This is a genomic window from Bradyrhizobium sp. 195 (genome assembly GCF_023101665.1).
In the GTDB taxonomy this organism is placed as follows: domain Bacteria; phylum Pseudomonadota; class Alphaproteobacteria; order Rhizobiales; family Xanthobacteraceae; genus Bradyrhizobium.
Window position 1 is genome coordinate 2,121,767 of record NZ_CP082161.1, and the last position, 17,633, is coordinate 2,139,399.

A 17,633-nucleotide genomic window follows, 5' to 3' on the forward strand; every position below is an offset into this window, starting at 1 on the left:
CGGCCTCCGCGAAGCTGCTTCGCGGAGGCCGTTGCTGGTTTCGTGGCAGGCTCGCGCCGCCTCAGTTTCCCGCCGGGTACGCCGCCGAGATGGCATGCGCCCTGTTGAGGAGGATGCCGACCTCGTCGAGCTCCTGCATCGGCTCGTCGAGAGTCTCGCCGGCGGGGATGTCGAGGCGGTACCCGACGTAGCGCCGGGCCACGATCGCGTCGAAGCCGAGGCGGTCGCGGAGCTTCTTGCGCAGCTTGCTGACGTGGCTCTCGATCACGCTCTCATCGAAGGTGGACTCGAAGATGCCGTAGACCGCGTTGAAGATCTGCGTCTTGGTGATCCACTTGCCGTGATTGCTGACCATATATTCGAGAATGCGCAGCTCGCGGCGGGGCAGGGTGAGCGCGTGGCCCGCGATCTCGGGGTCACGGCCGTTGAAGAAGACCTGGATCCTGGTCTCGCAGGGCCGTGGCAGTTCGCCCACCCGGCGGCGCGCGATCGCGGCCGTTCGGGCGAGGATCTCGCGGAGGTGTATGGGCACGTGCACGACATCGTCGACGCCCGATTCGAACAGCTCGAGCGTGTTCTTGAGCATTTTCTGGCCGCTCACGGCGATGATGGGAGCCGAGGAACGCTTGCGCATCGCCCGCGGCAGGCTTCCGCGGGCATCGCAATCCCCGAGGAGGAAGGCGTCGACCGCTGCAAGATCCGATTCACTTGCGGATTGCAGCCAGTCCCAGAATTCCCCGGAGGAGAATCCGATCGACGATACGCCTTCGCGAACGAGCCCTCCGACATAGCTGTTCGCGACGCTCTCGCGATCATCAACGATAATATACATCAGTCTTTCGCCCCTGTTTCGCAACTGTTGCGGCCGGTTGGTTGTTGTGATGCCCGGCTCGGCAACGATGCTGTTTGACGACATTCCTTCCCGCGAACCGTTGTTATGGTTTCGATATTCGCGGGCAGCCCTACGCATTCAGTGCCTGCGTCGCGCAGGCCTGGTACTTCGACTCGATACTGAACGCTTACTGCGTGAGGCTCGGCGGGTGTCTTACGGATCACCTCGCGGAGCGGATTGAGAAACGACCTAGACCAGTTGCGCCAAGTTGCTCATCGCGTCCGAACGCCACTCACCTGTGTCGATCTCCTCGCCAACTGACGAGAATCACTTGACTAGGACCGTAACGATTGCCGATTCCCGATCAAGCGTGCGCCACAAAGCGATTGCTACGTATGCTTGATGCTGTTGGTTTGTTTCGAGTTGTTTCTTGGTATATTCAATTGCATCAGTTGATTTAGTTGCTGAACTAGTTCTGCACCGCAATGGTTGCATGGTTCCGCATCCCCGTACAATTACAGCTATTTTGGGTAGTGCTGGGAGTCACGCATACCGAGTGGTTTTCAACCCGGGATTGACTCTCTCGCACGCCTTTCCACATGCGACAATTCGACTCACGAGTATCGACGAGACTCCAGCTTGGCGAAATCTTGGCGAGTGTGTGTCTTTCGAGTCGCACTCTCGCCACGTGCATGGCGCGTTTAGGCCATGGAGTGTCGCATCGCGCGTGATGAAAATCTTTCGATGCGCACGTTTCAGGCAAGCTTCGGCAAATAACGTCACCGTTCGACAGATCGAACCTAACGGAGCATTTTCACATGTTGTCCGATGGACAAGCTCGTCCCAACGCGACCGCTGATGTTTCCGCAACGGTTAAGCCTGCTGCCGAGCCACGCGATACAAAGGACAATACGGTGCCCGCGAGCAAGCCTGTTGCGGGAGCGAAGCGCGTCTCGGCCGCGGCGAGCGACGAAGCTCTCGCGAAGGAGGCGCTCGAGGGGCTGAAACGTATTCGCGCGAAGGCACGTCTCGATAAGATGGCGATACCCAAGCCCGCGACGACCGTGATCAAGCCGGCCGTGATCGTGGCCAAGCCCCCGCCGCCCCGTCCGACGTGGGTTGCGCCGCTCGCAACATTGGCGGTCGCCGCCATGCTTGTGGTGTGCGCCTGCACCGGCGTGATCGCCTATCTCGCCACGCAGCCCGCCCAGAGTAACGTTGCGGCCAATACGGAGATCAGAAATCTGCGCGAGACCGTCGCGCAATTGCGCAAGCAAATGTCGGGCGTGTCTGAAAATCTCGATGGCCTGCGCACCGCGGTCGATCAATCGAGCAAGGCGACCAATGACCGCTTCGGCAGGTTCGCCGAGAACCTGGACCGCATCGAGCGGGTGAGTTCGTCCTCGACGGTGAAGCTCGACAAGCTCGCTCAGGCTCAGGTCCAGGCTCCGGCACCGGCACCGGCAATGGTGCAATCGCAGCCCGCCTCGCAGCAAGGGCCGATGATGGCCGCGGTCGCAGCGCCCGAGGTCACGGGCTCGGTGTCTCCGTCCGAGCGCGCGTCGGCGCCGCGGAAGGTGATCAAGGGGTGGTCGGTCCGCCAGGCCTACGAAGGAATTGCGATCCTGCAGAGCCCGAACGGCGTCATCGAAGCCGTGCTGGGACAGCAGGTGCCCGGCCTTGGCCGCATCGAGGAGATCAGGAACGAGAACGGGCGTCTGGTGGTGGAGTCGAGCGGGGGCGTCATCTATTCGTCACGCAAGGCGACGCCCTGATCGAACGCCGCCTTCTATTGGCGGTGATGCTCGAAGCTGGTGCATAGCAGATCGACCTCCGCCTCCGCGATCGGCGAGCGGAACAGGCGGCAACTGAATTCGGCCGTTGCCTTGCTGTCGGTGGTGGTTCGCTCCTCCCGGAGGAATATGCATCGCTTGCAAACGTCGGTATGGTGCCGCTGCTCGGCCGCGTCCGATTGATCCAGCACGTGCCGGAACGTGTCGCGGAAGCGGAGCTTGACCTCGTCGTCGAGGACGGCAATCGCCTCGACGAGAACGCTGACGGGGTCGCGCACCAGGAACTTCTTGCCCTGCTGCGTCACGCTCAGCATCACCGAGCGCTTGTCGGTGGCCGATCGTTTCCGCTCGAGATAGCCGAGCCGCTCGAGCTCCCCGATGATGAACGAGGCGGTGCCGCGCGTGGTGCCGACGTAACTCGCGAGCGCCGAAGGCGTCCGGGAAAAGCGGTTGGCGCGGGAGAGGAAACGTAGCGCCATCCACTCGCGGTCACGCAAGCCGTGCTTGGTGCCCTCGAACCACAGGATTCGTGCGACCTGCTCCAACAGTTCAATCGATTCGCGCGCCAATTTCATTTCAGTTCCGGTCGCATAAAGTCTTTATTCAATTGAGCCCTGGGCAGCGCAATCTGCGTGGACGAGAATGATGTCCGCGGGCAGCCCTTCGTCCGTTGCCGAACGGGCGGGCAGCGCGTGGGGAAGAAGCTCTCCATTGCCGGAGATGGAACTTCCGGACGTGGAACTAGGGGGCCACAAAGAAAGTTCGAGTAAATCGCACCGCTCGAGTCATCTGAAAATTTCAATCAAATGACGGTGGTTCGCGTGATGGATTCCGGTCGCGCGCAGCATCCGGGTAACTTGATGTATCGTTGCGGCCACCATCGGGCTTATTTGTTGCGGGAGACTGTCTCGAATGGCGCGAAGGAGCGAAGTGCTGCAATGCCTGACCGTGCGGAGTGCAGCGGAAGAACTCCCATTTTCGGTTAATGGATGTTGCGTCGCAGCGCAGCCACGCGGTTAAATCGGACACACGATCAGTCTGGAAAGCTCGCGCATGGCCCAAGCCGCCTGCTCGCAGGCAGGTGACTTGCGTTTCCCCGGCAATTATTGGCGAATGCGCCGCCCTTGGGGGCACGATAGGCAGCAGCAAGGGACTACCGATGAGCTTCGAAACCACCATGACGTCCGACGTCGTCGGATTGACAAAACTCGCCCCGGTCTCGCGCCGCGGATTCATGAGCGCCACCGCGGCGGTCGCCGCCGGTTACACGCTTGCGGCCGGGCCCGTCCGCGCCGAGGTGATCGCGACCGACACAAATGGTCTCCAGGCTGGCGACGCCAGGATCAAGGTCGGCTCCGAAGAGATGCCCGCCTATTTCGCCCGTCCTGCCGGCAACACCAAGGCGCCGGTGATCATCGTGGCGATGGAGATTTTCGGCCTGCATGAATACATCAAGGACGTGACGCGGCGCCTCGCCAAGCTTGGCGCCTTCGCAATCGCGCCCGATTATTATTTCCGCAAGGGCGTCGACCTCACTAAGGTTACCGAAATCAAGGACCTCTTGACGGTCGTCAACGCCAAGCCGGACGCCGAACTGCTGTCCGACCTCGACGCGACGGTGGCGTGGGCGGGATCGCAGGGCGGTGACACCGCCAAGCTCGGCATCGTCGGCTTCTGCCGCGGCGGCCGCACGGTCTGGGAATATGCCGCCCACAGCGGCACCCTCAAGGCCGGCGTTGCCTTCTACGGGTCTTTGGTCGATCCCGAAAATCCGCTGTTGCCGAAGAGCCCGATGCAGCTCGCGCCCGAGATGAAGGCGCCGGTGCTCGGCCTCTACGGCGGTGCCGACACCGGCATTCCCGTCGCGCAGGTCGAGCAGATGAAGGCCGCGCTCGAGCAGAACAAGAAGACGGCCGAATTCAAGATCTACCCCGAAGCGCCGCACGGCTTCCATGCCGATTATCGCGGCAGCTACCGCAAGGACGCTGCCGAAGATGCCTGGAAGCAGGCACAGGCCTGGTTCAAGAAGTACGGCGTGTTGAGCTGAAGCTGGATACTCCAGTAAGAAAGGGCGGCCCGATCGGCCGCCCTTTTATTCTCAGTGCAACGATCTCACTTCGTCATCGCGCCATAGACGATGTCCTGAACCTGCTCGCGATAGTATTTCCTGAGCTCGCCCGGCGCAGCCGTTCCCACCACGACGACGAGACGCTCCTTGGGGTCGCAGAAGAATTGCGTTCCGTAGGCACCGTTCCAGGTGAACTCGCCGGGATTGCCGGGGACCGATGACAGCCCCTCGCTGGTGCGCACCGCGACCGAAAGGCCAAAACCGAAGCCGCCGCGATGGGGCTCGACGTTGGCAACGTTGTTCTTGATCTCGGGGCCAAGGTGGTTGGTCGTCATGTGATGCACGGTCTTCGGACCGAGAATGCGCTGGCCGTCGAGCTCGCCGCCGTCGAGCAGCATCTGCCCGAACCGGAGGTAGTCGCCGATCGTCGCGAACGAGCAGGCGCCGCCGCAGTCGAACTTGGTCGGCGTGTCCAGCAGCTTGATGACTTGCGGCTTGCCGGTCAGCGGGTCGTTGGCAAAGGGGCGGGCGAGGCGAGGGCGCTGCGCGTCGGTCGGGTGGAAGGTTGCATCCTTCATGCCGAGCGGCTGCCACACGTTGGCGGCGAGATAGTCGCCGAGCTTCTGCTCGCTCACTTTCTCGACCACAGCACCAAGCACGTCGATCGAAAAACCGTATTCGAACTCGGTCGAGGGCTGGTGCGCCAGCGGCAGTTTGGTGATGCGATCGATGAAGGCCTGGGTGTCGCCTTCGATCGCCGGCGCAATGCCGTCGGGGTATTGCCGCGCCACCGGGCTCGACGAATCCGGACGGCCGCCATACATCAATCCGGACGTGTGCCGGTAGAGATCGTGGATGAAGATCGGCGTGGCCTGCTGTTCGAGCTTGAGCGAACCATCGGCCTGAACCGTGCCGACCTTCATGTCGGCAAAGCCGGGATAGTAGTCGGACAGCTTGGCCTGAAGCGGCAATTGGCCTTTTTCCATCAGCGTCAGGCCCGCGACCGCCGCCATCGGCTTGGTCATCGAGGCCAGTGCGAAGATCGCGTCGATCGGCATCGGCGTGCCCTTGTCCGGATCGAGCAGGCCGTAGGCCTTGTAGTGCACAAGCTTGCCGTTGCGTGCGACGGCGACGACCGCGCCGGGCACGCGCTTGGCTGCGATCTCGCGGGCGAAGAAGTTGTCGAGGCGCGCAAGGCCCTGACTGGAGAAGCCGACATCATCAGGGTTGGCTTCGGGCAGCGGTGCGGCGCGCGCTGCACCGAGCGTGATGACGGCAGCCGCCGTCGCGATCATGGCGATCGTCTTGTTCATTGCATCCTCCCCGGCGAGCTCATTATGAGGTGGCTCGCGCGATGTCTAGATCATGTCCGCACCAACCTGAAGTCAAGCGCGGGCGGGGCATGACTGGGACGCGCGGGGATGCAGGAACCTTATCGTCCTTCGCCCGCGCGCCACAGTGCATCGAGGCCGTGCCGATAGGTCGGTTGGACCAGCGTGATGCCAAGCTCGCGCTTCAACTTCGCATTGGAGACACGGGCGCTGCTGGCATAGAAGCTGCGGGCCATCGCCGACATCTCGGCCGTCGCGAACGCCTCTTCCGGCGGTGGCGCAACGCCCATCAGCTCCGCCGCATAGGCGATCACGTCCTGCGGCGGCGCGGGCTCGTCGTCGCAGACGTTCCAGATGCCGCCGCTTCCGTGGTGAATGGCCGCCATGATCGCGCTCGCGATGTCGTCGACATGGATCCGGTTGAAGACCTGGCCGGGCTTGATGATGCGCCGGGCGGTGCCAGCCCGCAGCGTCGCCAGTGCGTTGCGGCCGGGGCCGTAGATGCCCGCGAGCCGCAGGATCGCGGCATCGCCGCGTGCCACGTCCATCCAGGCCTGCTCGGCAGCAACCCGCATGCGCGCGCGGTCGAGGGTCGCCTGCGGCGGGGTGCTCTCGTCGACCCAGCCGCCGCCGTGATCGCCGTAGACGCCGATGGTGGAGAGATAGACGATCTTGCGGCGGCCCGCCGCCAGCCCGTCGCCGAACGCTGCGATTGCGGAATCGCCGGTGCCGCCGGGCGGAATCGAGATGAGAAGGACATCGGCCTCGCCGACGCGTTCGGCCGTCATGTGATCCGGATCGCTCCCGGAAAAAGGATGCACCTCGATGCCGGCGAGATTGTCCCGCTGCGTAGGATCCCGCACGGTGCCGGCGACGTGCGAGAAGGCGCCGCCGAATTTGCCGACGAAATGCCTCGCGCTGTAGCCCAAGCCAAGAATGAAGAGCCGCATGCCTCTGCCGTGCCGGTCGGAGTTCCCTTCGCGCTTGCTGCGCGTCCCCGCTCATAAGAGATTTTTGGGTCCGGCAAAAGATATTGCGATTTGTCTCGCCCGCGGCCTCGGGCGATGGTTCCTCGTCACCGAGGGGCGTCATGATCATGCAGGCAGAAGCAGCCACGATTGCGCCATCCGGTGCCGCGGAACTGGTTCGGCGCGCGGCCGCGCTGATCTTCGACGTCGACGGCACCCTGGCCGAGACCGAGGAACTGCATCGGCAGGCCTTCAACCATGCCTTTGCCCACCACGGTCTCGACTGGCAGTGGGACCGCGCCGTCTACAAGGATTTGCTGCGGGTGACCGGCGGCAAGGAGCGCATGCGTGCCTACCACGGAAGGCGGCCGATCGCTCCGCCGTTGCCGGATGCGGACATCGCCGCGCTCCACCGCATCAAGACCGCGCATTACGCCGAGCTGGTCGAAACCGGTTGCTGTCCCTTGAGGCCGGGCGTGATCGAGCTGCTTGCTGCGGCGAAGTCGCGCGGCCAGCGGCTCGCGATTGCGACCACGACCTCGCACGGCAACATCGATGCGCTGCTGTCGCAGGCGCTGGGGACGAATTGGGCTGCGCAGTTCGACGCGATCGTCGCCGGGGACGACGTCAGGCACAAGAAACCCGCGCCGGACGTCTATCTCGAAACGCTGGCACGGCTGAAGCTCGACGCATCAAGTTGCGTCGCGATCGAGGATTCTGCCAACGGGCTGATCGCGGCCTCGCGCGCCGGCATTCCGGTTCTGATCACCCGGAGCATATTCTTTGCGGATGATGACTTCAGCGAGGCGCGGGCCGTGCTGGATGATCTGTCGGAACTCGGGAGCGCCAAGCCAGAAAACTAAAAAACAACCCCATGCGCAGTAGAACGCGCCCGCGTGCCGGCGGCGTTCAGTGGACCCGGTGGCTCGCTCTATCGTCCTCTTCCTGTTCGACAATCTGCGCGATCGGGCTCGACTGGTGATGCACCAGGCGCCAGTCGTCCCCGACGCGGCGGAAATGGTTGGCGGCCGCCAAGGCGGTGCCGTCGACGATCTCGATGCAGAGCACGCGGCCGCTGTCGCCGTCGATGATCGCCTGCGGCTCGGCGCAGACGATCTGCGGCCGCTCCGGATTTTGCAGGATGTCGCGCCAGCTCCCGATCACGGTGGCGCGCCCGATGATGGCCGGCCAGCCGGGATGGATGCAGGAAATGGCGTCGTCGTCCGCCCACATCCGTTCCATGCCGTCGAAGTCGCCGGTCGAAAACGCGGCGTAGAAGGCCGCGTTGGCGGCGATGATCTTGCTGTCCTTTGCCATGCCTCTCGGGTGGGGCAATGACAGGCAAAAATCAAGCGCGACTTCCGTTCGATTTCGCGTTCAATTAGAACCGCAGTGCAGCATTGCCTGCTTTGTGGTCAGGCCGACACGAGCGTTGCCACCGCCCGCCGCGCGCCACCCTGATAGAGCTGGCCGAGCGCCGCGGTCACGGCCTCGCGCAGGCGCGGCTCGGAACCGAGCGGCCCGAACACCTTCTCGATCCCGAGCAGCGCGGGCGCGAGCCGCTCGGCGACGGGTCCGGCCTCGCGCGCCAGCACGGCGAAATCGGCGGCGAGCGGATCGCGCACGTCGATGGCGCGGCCCTGCTCGTCTGTTGCGGTGACGTAGCGCATCCAGCCGGCCACCGCGAGCGCATGGGTGGCGATCGGTAAATCCTTGCGCAGGCGATCCTGCATTGCGCCGAGCAGGCGCTGCGGAAGCTTCTGCGAGCCGTCCATCGCGATCTGCCAGGTGCGGTGATGCAGCGCCGGATTGGCGAACCGCTTCAGCAGCGAGGCGCGATAGGCGGCAAGGTCGGTGCCGTCAGGCATCGTCAGCGTCACCGCGGCGTCCTCCATCACCTGCGCGGCGAGGCGCGCGAAATGCGAATCCTGCATGGTGTCGGCGATGGTCTCATAGCCCGAGAGATAGCCGAGATAGGCCAGCGCCGAATGGCTGGCGTTGAGCAGCCGCAGCTTCATCAGCTCGAACGGCTTGACGTCGCTGACGAGCTCGACGCCGGCTGCGGCGAGATCGGGCCGGCCCGCCGTGAAGCGGTCCTCGACCACCCATTGCGTAAAAGGCTCGGTCATCACCGGCCAGGCGTCGCGCATGCCGAGTGCGGATGAGACCGCATCGCGGTCGCTATCCGTCGTCTCCGGCACGATACGGTCGACCATGGTGGAGGGGAAGGCGGCATTGTCTGCGATCCACTTGCCGAGATCCTTCGACCGCAGCGCGGCGAACTGCGTCACGATGCGCTGCACGGTGTGGCCGTTGGCGGCGAGGTTGTCGCAGCACAGCACGGTGAAGGGGGAAAGTCCTTGCGCTCGCCGCCGCGCCAGCGCGGCAACGATGAAGCCCGGCGCCGAGCGCGGCGCGTCAAAATTGTTGAGATCGTGCACGATGTCGGGATGCCGCTCGTCGAGATCGCCGGTCTGCGGGGTGTGGCAATAGCCCTTCTCGGTGACCGTGAGCGAGACGATGCGAATGGCGGGATCGGCCATCCGCTCGACCAGGGCCGCCGGGTTTTCGCGTGCGACGACGCTGTCGAGCAGCGCGCCGATGATGCGGTGCTCGGTGCCTTCGGCGGCACGTGTGGCGACCGTATAGAGATGATCCTGCGGGGCGAGGGCGTCGCGCGTATCCGGGCTGCGCAGGCTGGCGCCGATGATGCCCCATGACGTCGCCCCGACGGCGAGGCAATCGTCAATGATGACGGCCTGATGCGCGCGATGAAAGGCTCCCAAGCCGAGGTGCACGATGCCAGGCGTGGTGCGCGAACGGTCGTAGGCCGGACGGCGGATGCCGGCCGGCAGCCGGTCGAGATTGGCGCGGCCAAGGCGCGTTGAACCTGGGCGCATGGACGTCTCCCCGTTGCTTTGCCGCTGCTTGACATGGCGCCCGTATCAGGTCAATGCTCCGGTCAATTGGTAAGACCAATTTTCCAAAATTGGCGGGCCGCGGGCCGAATGCCCCGCGCGACCCTTTCAGGGAGGCCAGCGTGCCGCTGGAAGCTGTGGAGGCGAGACGGCTTTATCGCCAGGTCGCCGATCAATTGCGAAGCCTGATCGACAGCGGCGAGTACGCGGTCGGTAGCCGCTTGCCGACCGAGCGCGAGCTCGCCGAGCAGCTCAAGGTCTCCAGGCCGACGGTGCGCGAAGCCCTGATCGCGCTCGAGGTCGAGGGGCGCCTGCGCATCCGCGTCGGTTCCGGCATCTATGTGATCGAGCCCGCTTCCGTTGCTGCGCCCGCGCCAGCCTCCGTCATCGAGGGCCCGTTCGAGCTGCTGCGCGCCCGTGAATTCCTCGAAAGCGCCATCGCCGAAGACGCCGCGCGCGTCGCGACCAAGGACGACATCGCCCGCATCGATGCCTCGCTTCTGGCGATGGAGAAGGTCGAGCATCCCGGCGAAGCTTCGATGGTTCACGACCGCGCGTTCCACGTCGCGATCGCCGGCAGCCTTGGCAATGCCGTTTTGGTGCGCGTGGTCGGCGAACTGTTCGACCAGCGTCTCAATCCCTATTTCGCGCAGCTTGCGCATTATTTCGAGAGCCCGGGCACCTGGCGCACGGCGCTCGACGAGCATCGCGCCGTGCGCGAGGCGATCGCGGCGCACGATCCGCAAGCCGCGCGCGAGGCGATGCGTGAACATCTGGCGCGCTCGCAGGAGCGCTTCGCGCAGAATTTCGGCGCGGAGACCGTTGGAGGATCGTCGTCGGGACGCAGCCGCACGGCGCGACCCGCGGCCAAGCCGCCGAAACCGAAGCACGCGCCGAAGAAGCGGGCCGCGGGCAGCGGCGCGCGGCGGCGATGAGATTGTACGGCCCGCATCCGTGCCGGGGCGGGTGAACAAGAAGCAGACTTGAACGATGGAGGAAAAGTCGATGTTGAAGAAAATGACGATTGCAGCAGTGGTCTCCGCCGCTACGCTGCTGGCTGCAACAAGCGCCAGCATGGCGCAGACCAAGCTCAAATGGGCCCATGTCTACGAGACCTCGGAGCCGTTCCACACCGCCTCGGTCTGGGCCGCTCAGGAGATCGGCAAGCGCACCAACGGGCGCTATGCGATCGACGTCTATCCGGCCTCCCAGCTCGGCAAGGAAGCCGACATCAACCAGGGCCTGTCGCTCGGTTCGGTCGACATCATCATTTCCGGCTCCAGCTTCGCGGCCAAGAGCTTCCCGCCGATCGGCGTGACCTACTATCCCTATACGTTCCGCGATGCCGATCATCTGCTCGCCTACACCAAGAGCGACATCTTCAAGGAGCTCGCCAAGGGCTACGAGGACAAGAGCGGCCACCACATCGTCGCGGTGACCTATTACGGCGTGCGCCAGACCTCGTCGAACAAGCCGATCAAGACCTGCGCCGACATGAAGGGCCTGAAGATGCGCGTGCCCGACGTGCCGGCCTACCTCGCGATGCCGCGCGCCTGCGGCGCCAACACCGCGCCGATCGCCTTCGCCGAAGTCTATCTCGCGCTCCAGAACGGCACCGTCGAGGCGCAGGAGAACCCGCTGACCACGATCGAGGCCAAGAAGTTCTACGAGGTGCAGAAGCACATCGTGCTGACCGGCCATATCGTCGATCACCTCAACACCGTGATCGCCGGCGCGCTGTGGAAGAAGCTCTCTGACGAGGACAAGAAGATCTTCACCGACGTGGCGCAGGAGGCTTCCGCCAAGGCCACCGGCGAGATCAAGCAGAACGAGGCCAAGCTGGTCGCCTTCTTCAAGGACAAGGGCCTGAGCGTCACCGAGGTCGACAAGAACGAGTTCCGCGACACCGTGCTGAAGAACGTCGCGTTCGAGACCTTTGGCTATCGCAAGGCCGACTGGGAAAAGATCCAGGCGGTTAAATAGTTCACGCTGTCGTTCCGGGGCTCGCGAAGCGAGAACCCGGAACCTCGAGATTCCGGGTTCGTCTCTCCGGGCCGCGCTTGCGCGGTCCCGTCGAGCCGCCCCGGAATGACGACTGATACGCTTGAGGAGCAACCCATGTCGACCGCCGAAATACACCGGCAGATCACCGCGGACGAAATCGCCCATACGTTCGAGGAGGAGGCGACGCCGAAGGTCGATCTAGGCGTCTACGCGTTCGAGGATTGGGTGGCGCTCGCGATTTTCTGGGTGATGGCGCTCGCCGTCTTCCTCCAGTTCTTCACCCGCTATGTGCTCAACGACAGCTACGCCTGGACCGAGGAGATCGCGACCTATTGCCTGATCGGCGTGGTCTTCATCGGCTCCTCGATGTGCGTGCGGCTCTCGCGGCACATCCAGGTCGACCTCGTCTACCGCTACCTGCCGCACCTCGTGGCGCGGGCACTGTCGACAATGATCGACCTGATCCGGATCGCCTTCTTCGGCTACGCCATCAAGCTGGTCTGGGTCTACATCCAGATCATCGGTGACGAGCAGATGACCACGATCAATCTTCCCAAGGACTACGTCTATTACGCCGTGCTGCTCGGCTTCGTGCTGATGTTCGCACGCTCCGTGCAGGTGGCCATCCAGAACTGGCGGCAGGGCTACTCGGTCCTCGAACGTCCCGGTGCCTACGACGGATCGGAAGGATAAGACCATGTTGCTGTTGCTCGGAGGCTTCCTCGTCCTGATGCTGCTCGGCGTGCCCGTGGCGATCGCCATGGCCGCGTCGTCGCTGCTCTACATCCTGGTCAGCGGCGTGACGCCCGACGTCACCCTGGCGCAGCGCATGATCGCCGGCGTCGAGAGCTTTCCGCTGCTCGCCGTGCCGTTCTTCATCCTGGCCGGCAATCTCATGAACATCGCCGGCGTCACCGGCCGCATCTACAAGTTCGCGGTCGCGCTGGTGGGGTGGATGCGCGGCGGTCTCGGCCACGTCAACATCATCGGCTCGGTGATCTTCTCCGGCATGTCCGGGACCGCGATCGCGGACGCCGCCGGCCTCGGCACCATCGAGATCAAGGCGATGAAGGACCACGGCTACTCCACCGAGTTCTCGGTCGGTGTCACCGCGGCCTCGGCGACGCTCGGGCCGATCATCCCGCCGTCGCTGCCCTTCGTGATCTACGGCATGATGGCGAACGTCTCGATCGGCGCGCTGTTCCTCGGCGGCGTCATTCCCGGCGTCGTTCTGACGCTGTTCATGATGGCGACGGTCACCTACTTCGCGCACAAGAACAAATGGGGCAGCGACACCCCGTTCTCGTGGCCGCAGCTCGGCTCGGCCGGGCTCGAGATCCTCATCGTGCTGTCTTTCCCGATGGCGATCTGGCTGATGGTAATGGCCGGCATGTCGGTCAACACGGCTGTGGTCATCGGCCTCGGCACGCTGCTCGTGATCGACTGGTACTTCGACTTCTCCGCGGTGATGGCGCTGATGGCGCCGGTGATCCTGATCGGCGGCATGACGCTCGGCTGGTTCACGCCGACCGAAGCCGCCGTCGCCGCCGTGATCTGGTCGCTGTTCCTCGGCCTCGTGCGCTACCGCACCATGACGTTCAAGACGGTCGCCAAGGCGACCTTCGACACCATCGAGACCACGGCCTCGGTGCTGTTCATCGTCACCGCCGCCTCGATTTTCGCCTGGCTGCTGACGGTGTCGCAGGCAGCCCAGATGCTGTCGGACTGGATGCTCAGCATCACCCACAACAAATGGGTGTTCCTGGCGCTGGCCAACGTGCTGATCCTGTTCGTCGGCTGCTTCATCGACACCACGGCGGCGATCACCATTCTGGTGCCGATCCTGCTGCCGATCGTGCTCAAGCTCGGCATCGATCCGATCCACTTCGGCCTGATCATGACGCTGAACCTGATGATCGGCCTGTTGCATCCGCCGCTTGGGATGGTGCTGTTCGTGCTCGCCCGCGTGGCAAAACTCTCGGTCGAGCGCACGACGGTCGCGATCCTGCCCTGGCTGGTGCCGCTGATGCTCGCGCTGATCGCGATCACCTACATTCCCGAACTCACCCTCTGGCTGCCGAAATACATGGGACTCTCCAAATGACCTCCACCGCTCTCGCCGCAACCCTGTTCGGTCCCGAAGATCTGCGCATGGTCGAGCATCCGCTCGACAAGCTCGCAGACGGCATGGTGCGCATCCGCTTCGGTGCCGGCGGCATCTGCGGCTCGGACATGCATTATTTCCGCCACGCCCGGACCGGCGACTTCGTGGTGAAGTCGCCGCTGGTGCTCGGCCACGAGATTTCCGGCGAGGTGGTGGAAATCGCAGGGGCCGCCGCCAATCTGAAGGTCGGTGACCGCGTCGCCGTCAACCCGTCGCGCTGGTGCGGCCATTGCGTCGCCTGCCGCGAGGGCCGGCCGAACCTGTGCGAGAACATCTACTTCATGGGCTCGGCCTCGAAGACGCCGCACATGCAGGGCGGCTTCGCCAATTACTTCGACGCGATCCCGGCGCAGTGCGTGAAGATCCCGGATCGCGTGTCCTATCAGGCCGCGGCGCTCGCCGAGCCGCTCGCGGTCTGCCTGCACGCGGTCGCGCGCGCCGGCAATATCGAGGGCAAGCGCGGCATCATCTTCGGCGCCGGCCCGATCGGGCTTCTGACCATGCTCGCCGCGCACCGCGCCGGCATGGCTGATATCACGGTCGCCGACATCGCCCCGGCGCCGCTCGCCTTCGCAACCAAGCTCGGCGCTTCCCATGTCGAGAACGTTGGTGGAGGGGAGGAGGGGCTGAAGGCGCAGGCCGCGTCGCGCCCCTATGACGTTGCGTTCGAAGTCTCCGGCACAGCCGCGGGCCTTGCCAGCGCGATCGGCATCGTCAGGCGTGGCGGCATCGTGGTGCAGATCGGCAACCTGCCGGGCGGCCAGATCCCGACGCCGTCGAATGCGGTGATGGCCAAGGAGATCGACCTGCGCGGCTCGTTCCGTTTCGGCTTCGAATTCGCAACCGCCGTGGAACTGATCTCCAATGGCAGCGTCGACGTGCTGTCGCTGGTCACCGCCGAGCGGCCGCTCTCGACTGCGCCGGATGCGCTCAGGCTGGCGCTCGACCGTTCGCAGAGCGTCAAGGTCGTGCTGACCGCGAATTGATTGGGGATTGCACATGATGCTCGAAGGTTGGCGCTGGTACGGGCCCGATGATCCCGTGTCCCTGGATGACGTCAGGCAGGCCGGGGCGAGCGACATCGTCTCGGCGCTGCATCAGGTGCCGATCGGGGAAGCCTGGACGCGCAAGGCGGTCGAGGAGCGCAGGAACTTTATCGAGAACGGTCAACCTGGACGCTCGCAACTGACATGGTCGGTGGTGGAATCGATTCCGATCCCAGACGACGTCAAGCGGCTCGGAGGTGAGGCGACGAAGTCCATCGAGGCGTGGATCGCCAGCCTCGAGGCGGTCGCCGCTTCCGGCATCAAGATCATCTGCTACAACTTCATGCCCGTCGTCGACTGGTGCCGCACCGATCTCGAATGGGAGCTGCCGAACGGCGCCCGCGCCATGCGCTTCGACCAGGACCGCTTTGCTGCGTTCGAGCTGCATATCCTCAAGCGCTCGGCTGCCGCGCAGGAATATTCACCCGAGCAGCAGGCGCGCGCGAAAAAGCTGTTCGACCAGATGAGCCAGGCCGATATCGATTATCTCGTCATGGTGATCGCCAGCGCGCTGCCGGGCTCGACCACGGAGCCGATGACCATTCCGCAGTTCCGCGACCGGCTCGAAACCTATCGCGACATCACGCCAAAGATCCTGCGGCAGCATCTTGCCGAATTCCTTGCGCGCGTGACGCCGGTGGCGGAGCAACTCGGGGTGTCCCTGACCTTGCATCCGGACGATCCGCCGCGCCCGCTGTTCGGCCTGCCGCGCATTGCGTCGTCAGCCGACGATTATCAGGCGCTGTTCGACGCCGTCCCGTCGAAGGCGAACGGCATCTGCCTGTGTACCGGTTCGCTCGGCGTGCGCGCGGAGAACAATCTGCCCGAGATGGCCGAGCGCTTCGGCCCGCGCATTGCCTTTGCCCATCTGCGCGCGACCAAGCGCGAGGCCGACGGCTTGTCGTTCTACGAATCCGATCATCTCGACGGCGACGTCGACATGGTCGCGGTGCTGAAGGCGCTGCTGAAGGAGAACGCGCGGCGCTCGCCCGACACGCAGATCGTATTCCGCCCCGACCACGGCCACCGCATGCTGGACGATCTCGCCGCCACCAAGCGCACCAACCCCGGCTACACCGCCATCGGCCGCCTGCGCGGCCTCGCCGAGCTCCGCGGCGCCATCAGGGCGATCGAGCATCGGTAGGGGGCCACTACTCCATCCATCGTCATGGCGAGGAGCTCTTGCGACGAAGCAATCCAGCATCGTTCCTTGGAGGGATTCTGGATTGCTTCGCTGCGCTCGCAATGACGTGGAGAGAGGGAGTCCTTCATCCCAACACCGTTTGCTCAGTGACGCGCCCTCGTTGATTCAGAGCTGCCCGATTGCGAAATCCGCCGCCGTCTCGGCGTGAATCGCCGTGGTGTCGAACGTCTCGACCGAGGTGTCATCAGGGCCGACCAGCATGGTGATCTCGGTGCAGCCGAGAATGATACATTCGGCGCCGGCCGCGACGAGCGCTGCCATCACGTCCTGATAGCGACGGCGCGAAGGATCGGCGACGATCCCAAGGCACAGCTCGTCGTAGATGATCCGGTTCACATCGGCGCGCGCCTCAGTGGGAGGCACCAGCACGTCGAGATCATGCGCGCGCAGCCGATCGACGTAAAAGTCCTCCTCCATCGTGAACTTCGTGCCGAGGAGGCCGACTCGCCGGTATCCCTTCGCCCGGATCCGTCGCGCCGTGGCGTCACCGAGGTGAATGAATGGAACGGTCACGTTCGACATGATCTCAGGCGCCAGTTTGTGCATCGTGTTCGTGCACAGCACGATCGCCCGCGCGCCGGCGCCTTCAAGACGCCGCGCCACCTCCGCTAGGCTGGCTGCCGCCTCCGTCCAACGGCCCGCGTACTGCATCTGCTTGATCGCCTCGAAATCGTAGGAGTAGATCAGCAACGGAGCGGAATGCAGCTTGCCCATGCGATCGCGGACCCGCTCATTGATGAGCTTGTAATAGAGCGCAGTGCTCTCCCAGCTCATGCCTCCAATCAGCCCGATGGTCTGCATTCCCCTGTCCTCGACGATGTGGTCGGCCGGATCGTAGACGAAGATGTCGAAGCTCGGAAGCCGTCGCAAGGGCATGTCGGCTGGGCGGCGCTACGTAGCCCGGATGAGCGAAGCGACATCCGGGACTTTCGTGCCTGCCGCACCAAATCTTGGGTATCGCTTCGCTCATCCAGGCTACGGATCGTGCCTGTGTCGGCCTCTGTCAATCCATCGATGCGAAAATATTCCACTTTACCGAAATTCGGTTTTGGCGTATGTGTCGACCATCCTGATCCGGCGAAAGGGGCGGTCGTACGTCGTTTCGAACCGCGGATCGGGGAGCGGTGGACGCGGCAGCGTCGTGCACGAGAGGCGGGAACAGGGCGGGAGAACCCCGTGAGGTCCCGGCGGCGTGCGGACGAGCGGCGCTGAAGCGTACGGCCAAATCGCGTGGTCCTGGCTGTCGTTGCTACAGTCAAGCCTTGCGGAGGTGCGCCAAGCCCGACCGGGCGAAGCGCACCGCCA

The 17,633-nt window shown here is 64.3% G+C and carries 16 protein-coding genes; 9 read left to right on the forward strand and 7 right to left on the reverse strand.

All coding sequences use genetic code 11. From position 1 onward, the window contains the following. Nucleotides 1-61: 61 nt before the first annotated feature. Nucleotides 62-832 carry a response regulator transcription factor gene (locus IVB26_RS09880; protein WP_247971487.1) on the reverse strand — a complete coding sequence of 257 codons (771 nt, stop codon included), beginning with the start codon at nucleotides 830-832 and terminating at the stop codon, nucleotides 62-64. Nucleotides 833-1,650: 818 nt separating this feature from the next. Between IVB26_RS09880 and IVB26_RS09885 the strand changes: the two genes are divergently transcribed. Next, nucleotides 1,651-2,607, forward strand: coding sequence for a hypothetical protein (locus tag IVB26_RS09885; RefSeq protein WP_247971488.1), 957 nt, complete (start codon nucleotides 1,651-1,653; stop codon nucleotides 2,605-2,607). Between the two features lie 14 nt (nucleotides 2,608-2,621). On the opposite strand, the gene IVB26_RS09890 is transcribed toward IVB26_RS09885, so the two are convergent. Next, a complete protein-coding gene (locus IVB26_RS09890) occupies nucleotides 2,622-3,200 on the reverse strand; it encodes a MarR family winged helix-turn-helix transcriptional regulator (protein WP_247971489.1) in 579 nt (192 codons plus the stop codon). Between the two features lie 584 nt (nucleotides 3,201-3,784). On the opposite strand from IVB26_RS09890, the gene IVB26_RS09895 reads away from it, so the two are divergent. After that, nucleotides 3,785-4,672 carry a dienelactone hydrolase family protein gene (locus IVB26_RS09895; RefSeq protein WP_247971490.1) on the forward strand — a complete coding sequence of 296 codons (888 nt, stop codon included), beginning with the start codon at nucleotides 3,785-3,787 and terminating at the stop codon, nucleotides 4,670-4,672. Nucleotides 4,673-4,737: 65 nt separating this feature from the next. On the opposite strand, the gene IVB26_RS09900 is transcribed toward IVB26_RS09895, so the two are convergent. Further along, entirely contained in the window at nucleotides 4,738-6,006 is a 1,269-nt protein-coding gene (locus tag IVB26_RS09900; RefSeq protein ID WP_247971491.1) for a serine hydrolase domain-containing protein, read from the reverse strand. Nucleotides 6,007-6,125: 119 nt separating this feature from the next. Then, complete coding sequence (locus tag IVB26_RS09905; RefSeq protein ID WP_247971492.1) at nucleotides 6,126-6,974, reverse strand: SDR family oxidoreductase; 849 nt, start codon at nucleotides 6,972-6,974, stop codon at nucleotides 6,126-6,128. Between the two features lie 146 nt (nucleotides 6,975-7,120). On the opposite strand from IVB26_RS09905, the gene IVB26_RS09910 reads away from it, so the two are divergent. Beyond that, a complete protein-coding gene (locus tag IVB26_RS09910; protein WP_247973127.1) occupies nucleotides 7,121-7,855 on the forward strand; it encodes an HAD family hydrolase in 735 nt (244 codons plus the stop codon). Nucleotides 7,856-7,901: 46 nt separating this feature from the next. Here the strand turns inward: IVB26_RS09910 and IVB26_RS09915 are convergent, their stop codons facing one another. Both IVB26_RS09915 and IVB26_RS09920 read right to left on the reverse strand, forming a co-directional pair. Further along, nucleotides 7,902-8,309: a nuclear transport factor 2 family protein gene (locus tag IVB26_RS09915; RefSeq protein WP_247971493.1), complete on the reverse strand. Its 408-nt coding sequence runs from the start codon at nucleotides 8,307-8,309 to the stop codon at nucleotides 7,902-7,904. A 98-nt stretch (nucleotides 8,310-8,407) separates the two neighbouring features. After that, nucleotides 8,408-9,892: a mannitol dehydrogenase family protein gene (locus IVB26_RS09920; RefSeq protein ID WP_247971494.1), complete on the reverse strand. Its 1,485-nt coding sequence runs from the start codon at nucleotides 9,890-9,892 to the stop codon at nucleotides 8,408-8,410. A gap of 140 nt (nucleotides 9,893-10,032) precedes the next feature. On the opposite strand from IVB26_RS09920, the gene IVB26_RS09925 reads away from it, so the two are divergent. From IVB26_RS09925 to uxuA, 6 genes are all read left to right on the forward strand, one after another. After that, the gene (locus tag IVB26_RS09925; RefSeq protein WP_247971495.1) at nucleotides 10,033-10,845 is read left to right on the forward strand and encodes a FadR/GntR family transcriptional regulator; all 813 of its coding nucleotides are present in this window, start codon (nucleotides 10,033-10,035) and stop codon (nucleotides 10,843-10,845) included. Between the two features lie 82 nt (nucleotides 10,846-10,927). Beyond that, nucleotides 10,928-11,893, forward strand: coding sequence for a sialic acid TRAP transporter substrate-binding protein SiaP (locus IVB26_RS09930; protein WP_458309362.1), 966 nt, complete (start codon nucleotides 10,928-10,930; stop codon nucleotides 11,891-11,893). A 135-nt stretch (nucleotides 11,894-12,028) separates the two neighbouring features. Further along, complete coding sequence (locus IVB26_RS09935) at nucleotides 12,029-12,607, forward strand: TRAP transporter small permease (protein WP_247971497.1); 579 nt, start codon at nucleotides 12,029-12,031, stop codon at nucleotides 12,605-12,607. Nucleotides 12,608-12,611: 4 nt separating this feature from the next. Next, a complete protein-coding gene (locus IVB26_RS09940; protein WP_247971498.1) occupies nucleotides 12,612-14,018 on the forward strand; it encodes a TRAP transporter large permease in 1,407 nt (468 codons plus the stop codon). Continuing rightward, nucleotides 14,015-15,064, forward strand: a complete 1,050-nt coding sequence (locus tag IVB26_RS09945) for an L-idonate 5-dehydrogenase (RefSeq protein ID WP_247971499.1) — start codon at nucleotides 14,015-14,017, stop codon at nucleotides 15,062-15,064. Before IVB26_RS09940 ends, IVB26_RS09945 begins: the two co-directional genes overlap by 4 nt. A gap of 13 nt (nucleotides 15,065-15,077) precedes the next feature. After that, a complete protein-coding gene (gene uxuA, locus IVB26_RS09950; protein ID WP_247971500.1) occupies nucleotides 15,078-16,268 on the forward strand; it encodes a mannonate dehydratase in 1,191 nt (396 codons plus the stop codon). A 165-nt stretch (nucleotides 16,269-16,433) separates the two neighbouring features. Here uxuA and IVB26_RS09955 read toward each other — a convergent pair whose 3' ends face one another. Beyond that, entirely contained in the window at nucleotides 16,434-17,129 is a 696-nt protein-coding gene (locus IVB26_RS09955) for an aspartate/glutamate racemase family protein (protein ID WP_247973128.1), read from the reverse strand. Nucleotides 17,130-17,633: the final 504 nt, after the last annotated feature.

Excerpts from the sequence above, each read along its gene's own strand:
- IVB26_RS09880 (WP_247971487.1), bottom strand. The coding sequence starts at position 832 with ATGTATATTATCGTTGATGATCGCGAGAGCGTCGCGAACAGCTATGTC.
- IVB26_RS09885 (WP_247971488.1), top strand. The coding sequence starts at position 1,651 with ATGTTGTCCGATGGACAAGCTCGTCCCAACGCGACCGCTGATGTTTCC.
- IVB26_RS09890 (WP_247971489.1), bottom strand. The coding sequence starts at position 3,200 with ATGAAATTGGCGCGCGAATCGATTGAACTGTTGGAGCAGGTCGCACGA.
- IVB26_RS09895 (WP_247971490.1), top strand. The coding sequence starts at position 3,785 with ATGAGCTTCGAAACCACCATGACGTCCGACGTCGTCGGATTGACAAAA.
- IVB26_RS09900 (WP_247971491.1), bottom strand. The coding sequence starts at position 6,006 with ATGAACAAGACGATCGCCATGATCGCGACGGCGGCTGCCGTCATCACG.
- IVB26_RS09905 (WP_247971492.1), bottom strand. The coding sequence starts at position 6,974 with ATGCGGCTCTTCATTCTTGGCTTGGGCTACAGCGCGAGGCATTTCGTC.
- IVB26_RS09910 (WP_247973127.1), top strand. The coding sequence starts at position 7,121 with ATGCAGGCAGAAGCAGCCACGATTGCGCCATCCGGTGCCGCGGAACTG.
- IVB26_RS09915 (WP_247971493.1), bottom strand. The coding sequence starts at position 8,309 with ATGGCAAAGGACAGCAAGATCATCGCCGCCAACGCGGCCTTCTACGCC.
- IVB26_RS09920 (WP_247971494.1), bottom strand. The coding sequence starts at position 9,892 with ATGCGCCCAGGTTCAACGCGCCTTGGCCGCGCCAATCTCGACCGGCTG.
- IVB26_RS09930 (WP_458309362.1), top strand. The coding sequence starts at position 10,928 with ATGACGATTGCAGCAGTGGTCTCCGCCGCTACGCTGCTGGCTGCAACA.
- IVB26_RS09935 (WP_247971497.1), top strand. The coding sequence starts at position 12,029 with ATGTCGACCGCCGAAATACACCGGCAGATCACCGCGGACGAAATCGCC.
- IVB26_RS09940 (WP_247971498.1), top strand. The coding sequence starts at position 12,612 with ATGTTGCTGTTGCTCGGAGGCTTCCTCGTCCTGATGCTGCTCGGCGTG.
- IVB26_RS09945 (WP_247971499.1), top strand. The coding sequence starts at position 14,015 with ATGACCTCCACCGCTCTCGCCGCAACCCTGTTCGGTCCCGAAGATCTG.
- uxuA (WP_247971500.1), top strand. The coding sequence starts at position 15,078 with ATGATGCTCGAAGGTTGGCGCTGGTACGGGCCCGATGATCCCGTGTCC.
- IVB26_RS09955 (WP_247973128.1), bottom strand. The coding sequence starts at position 17,129 with ATGCAGACCATCGGGCTGATTGGAGGCATGAGCTGGGAGAGCACTGCG.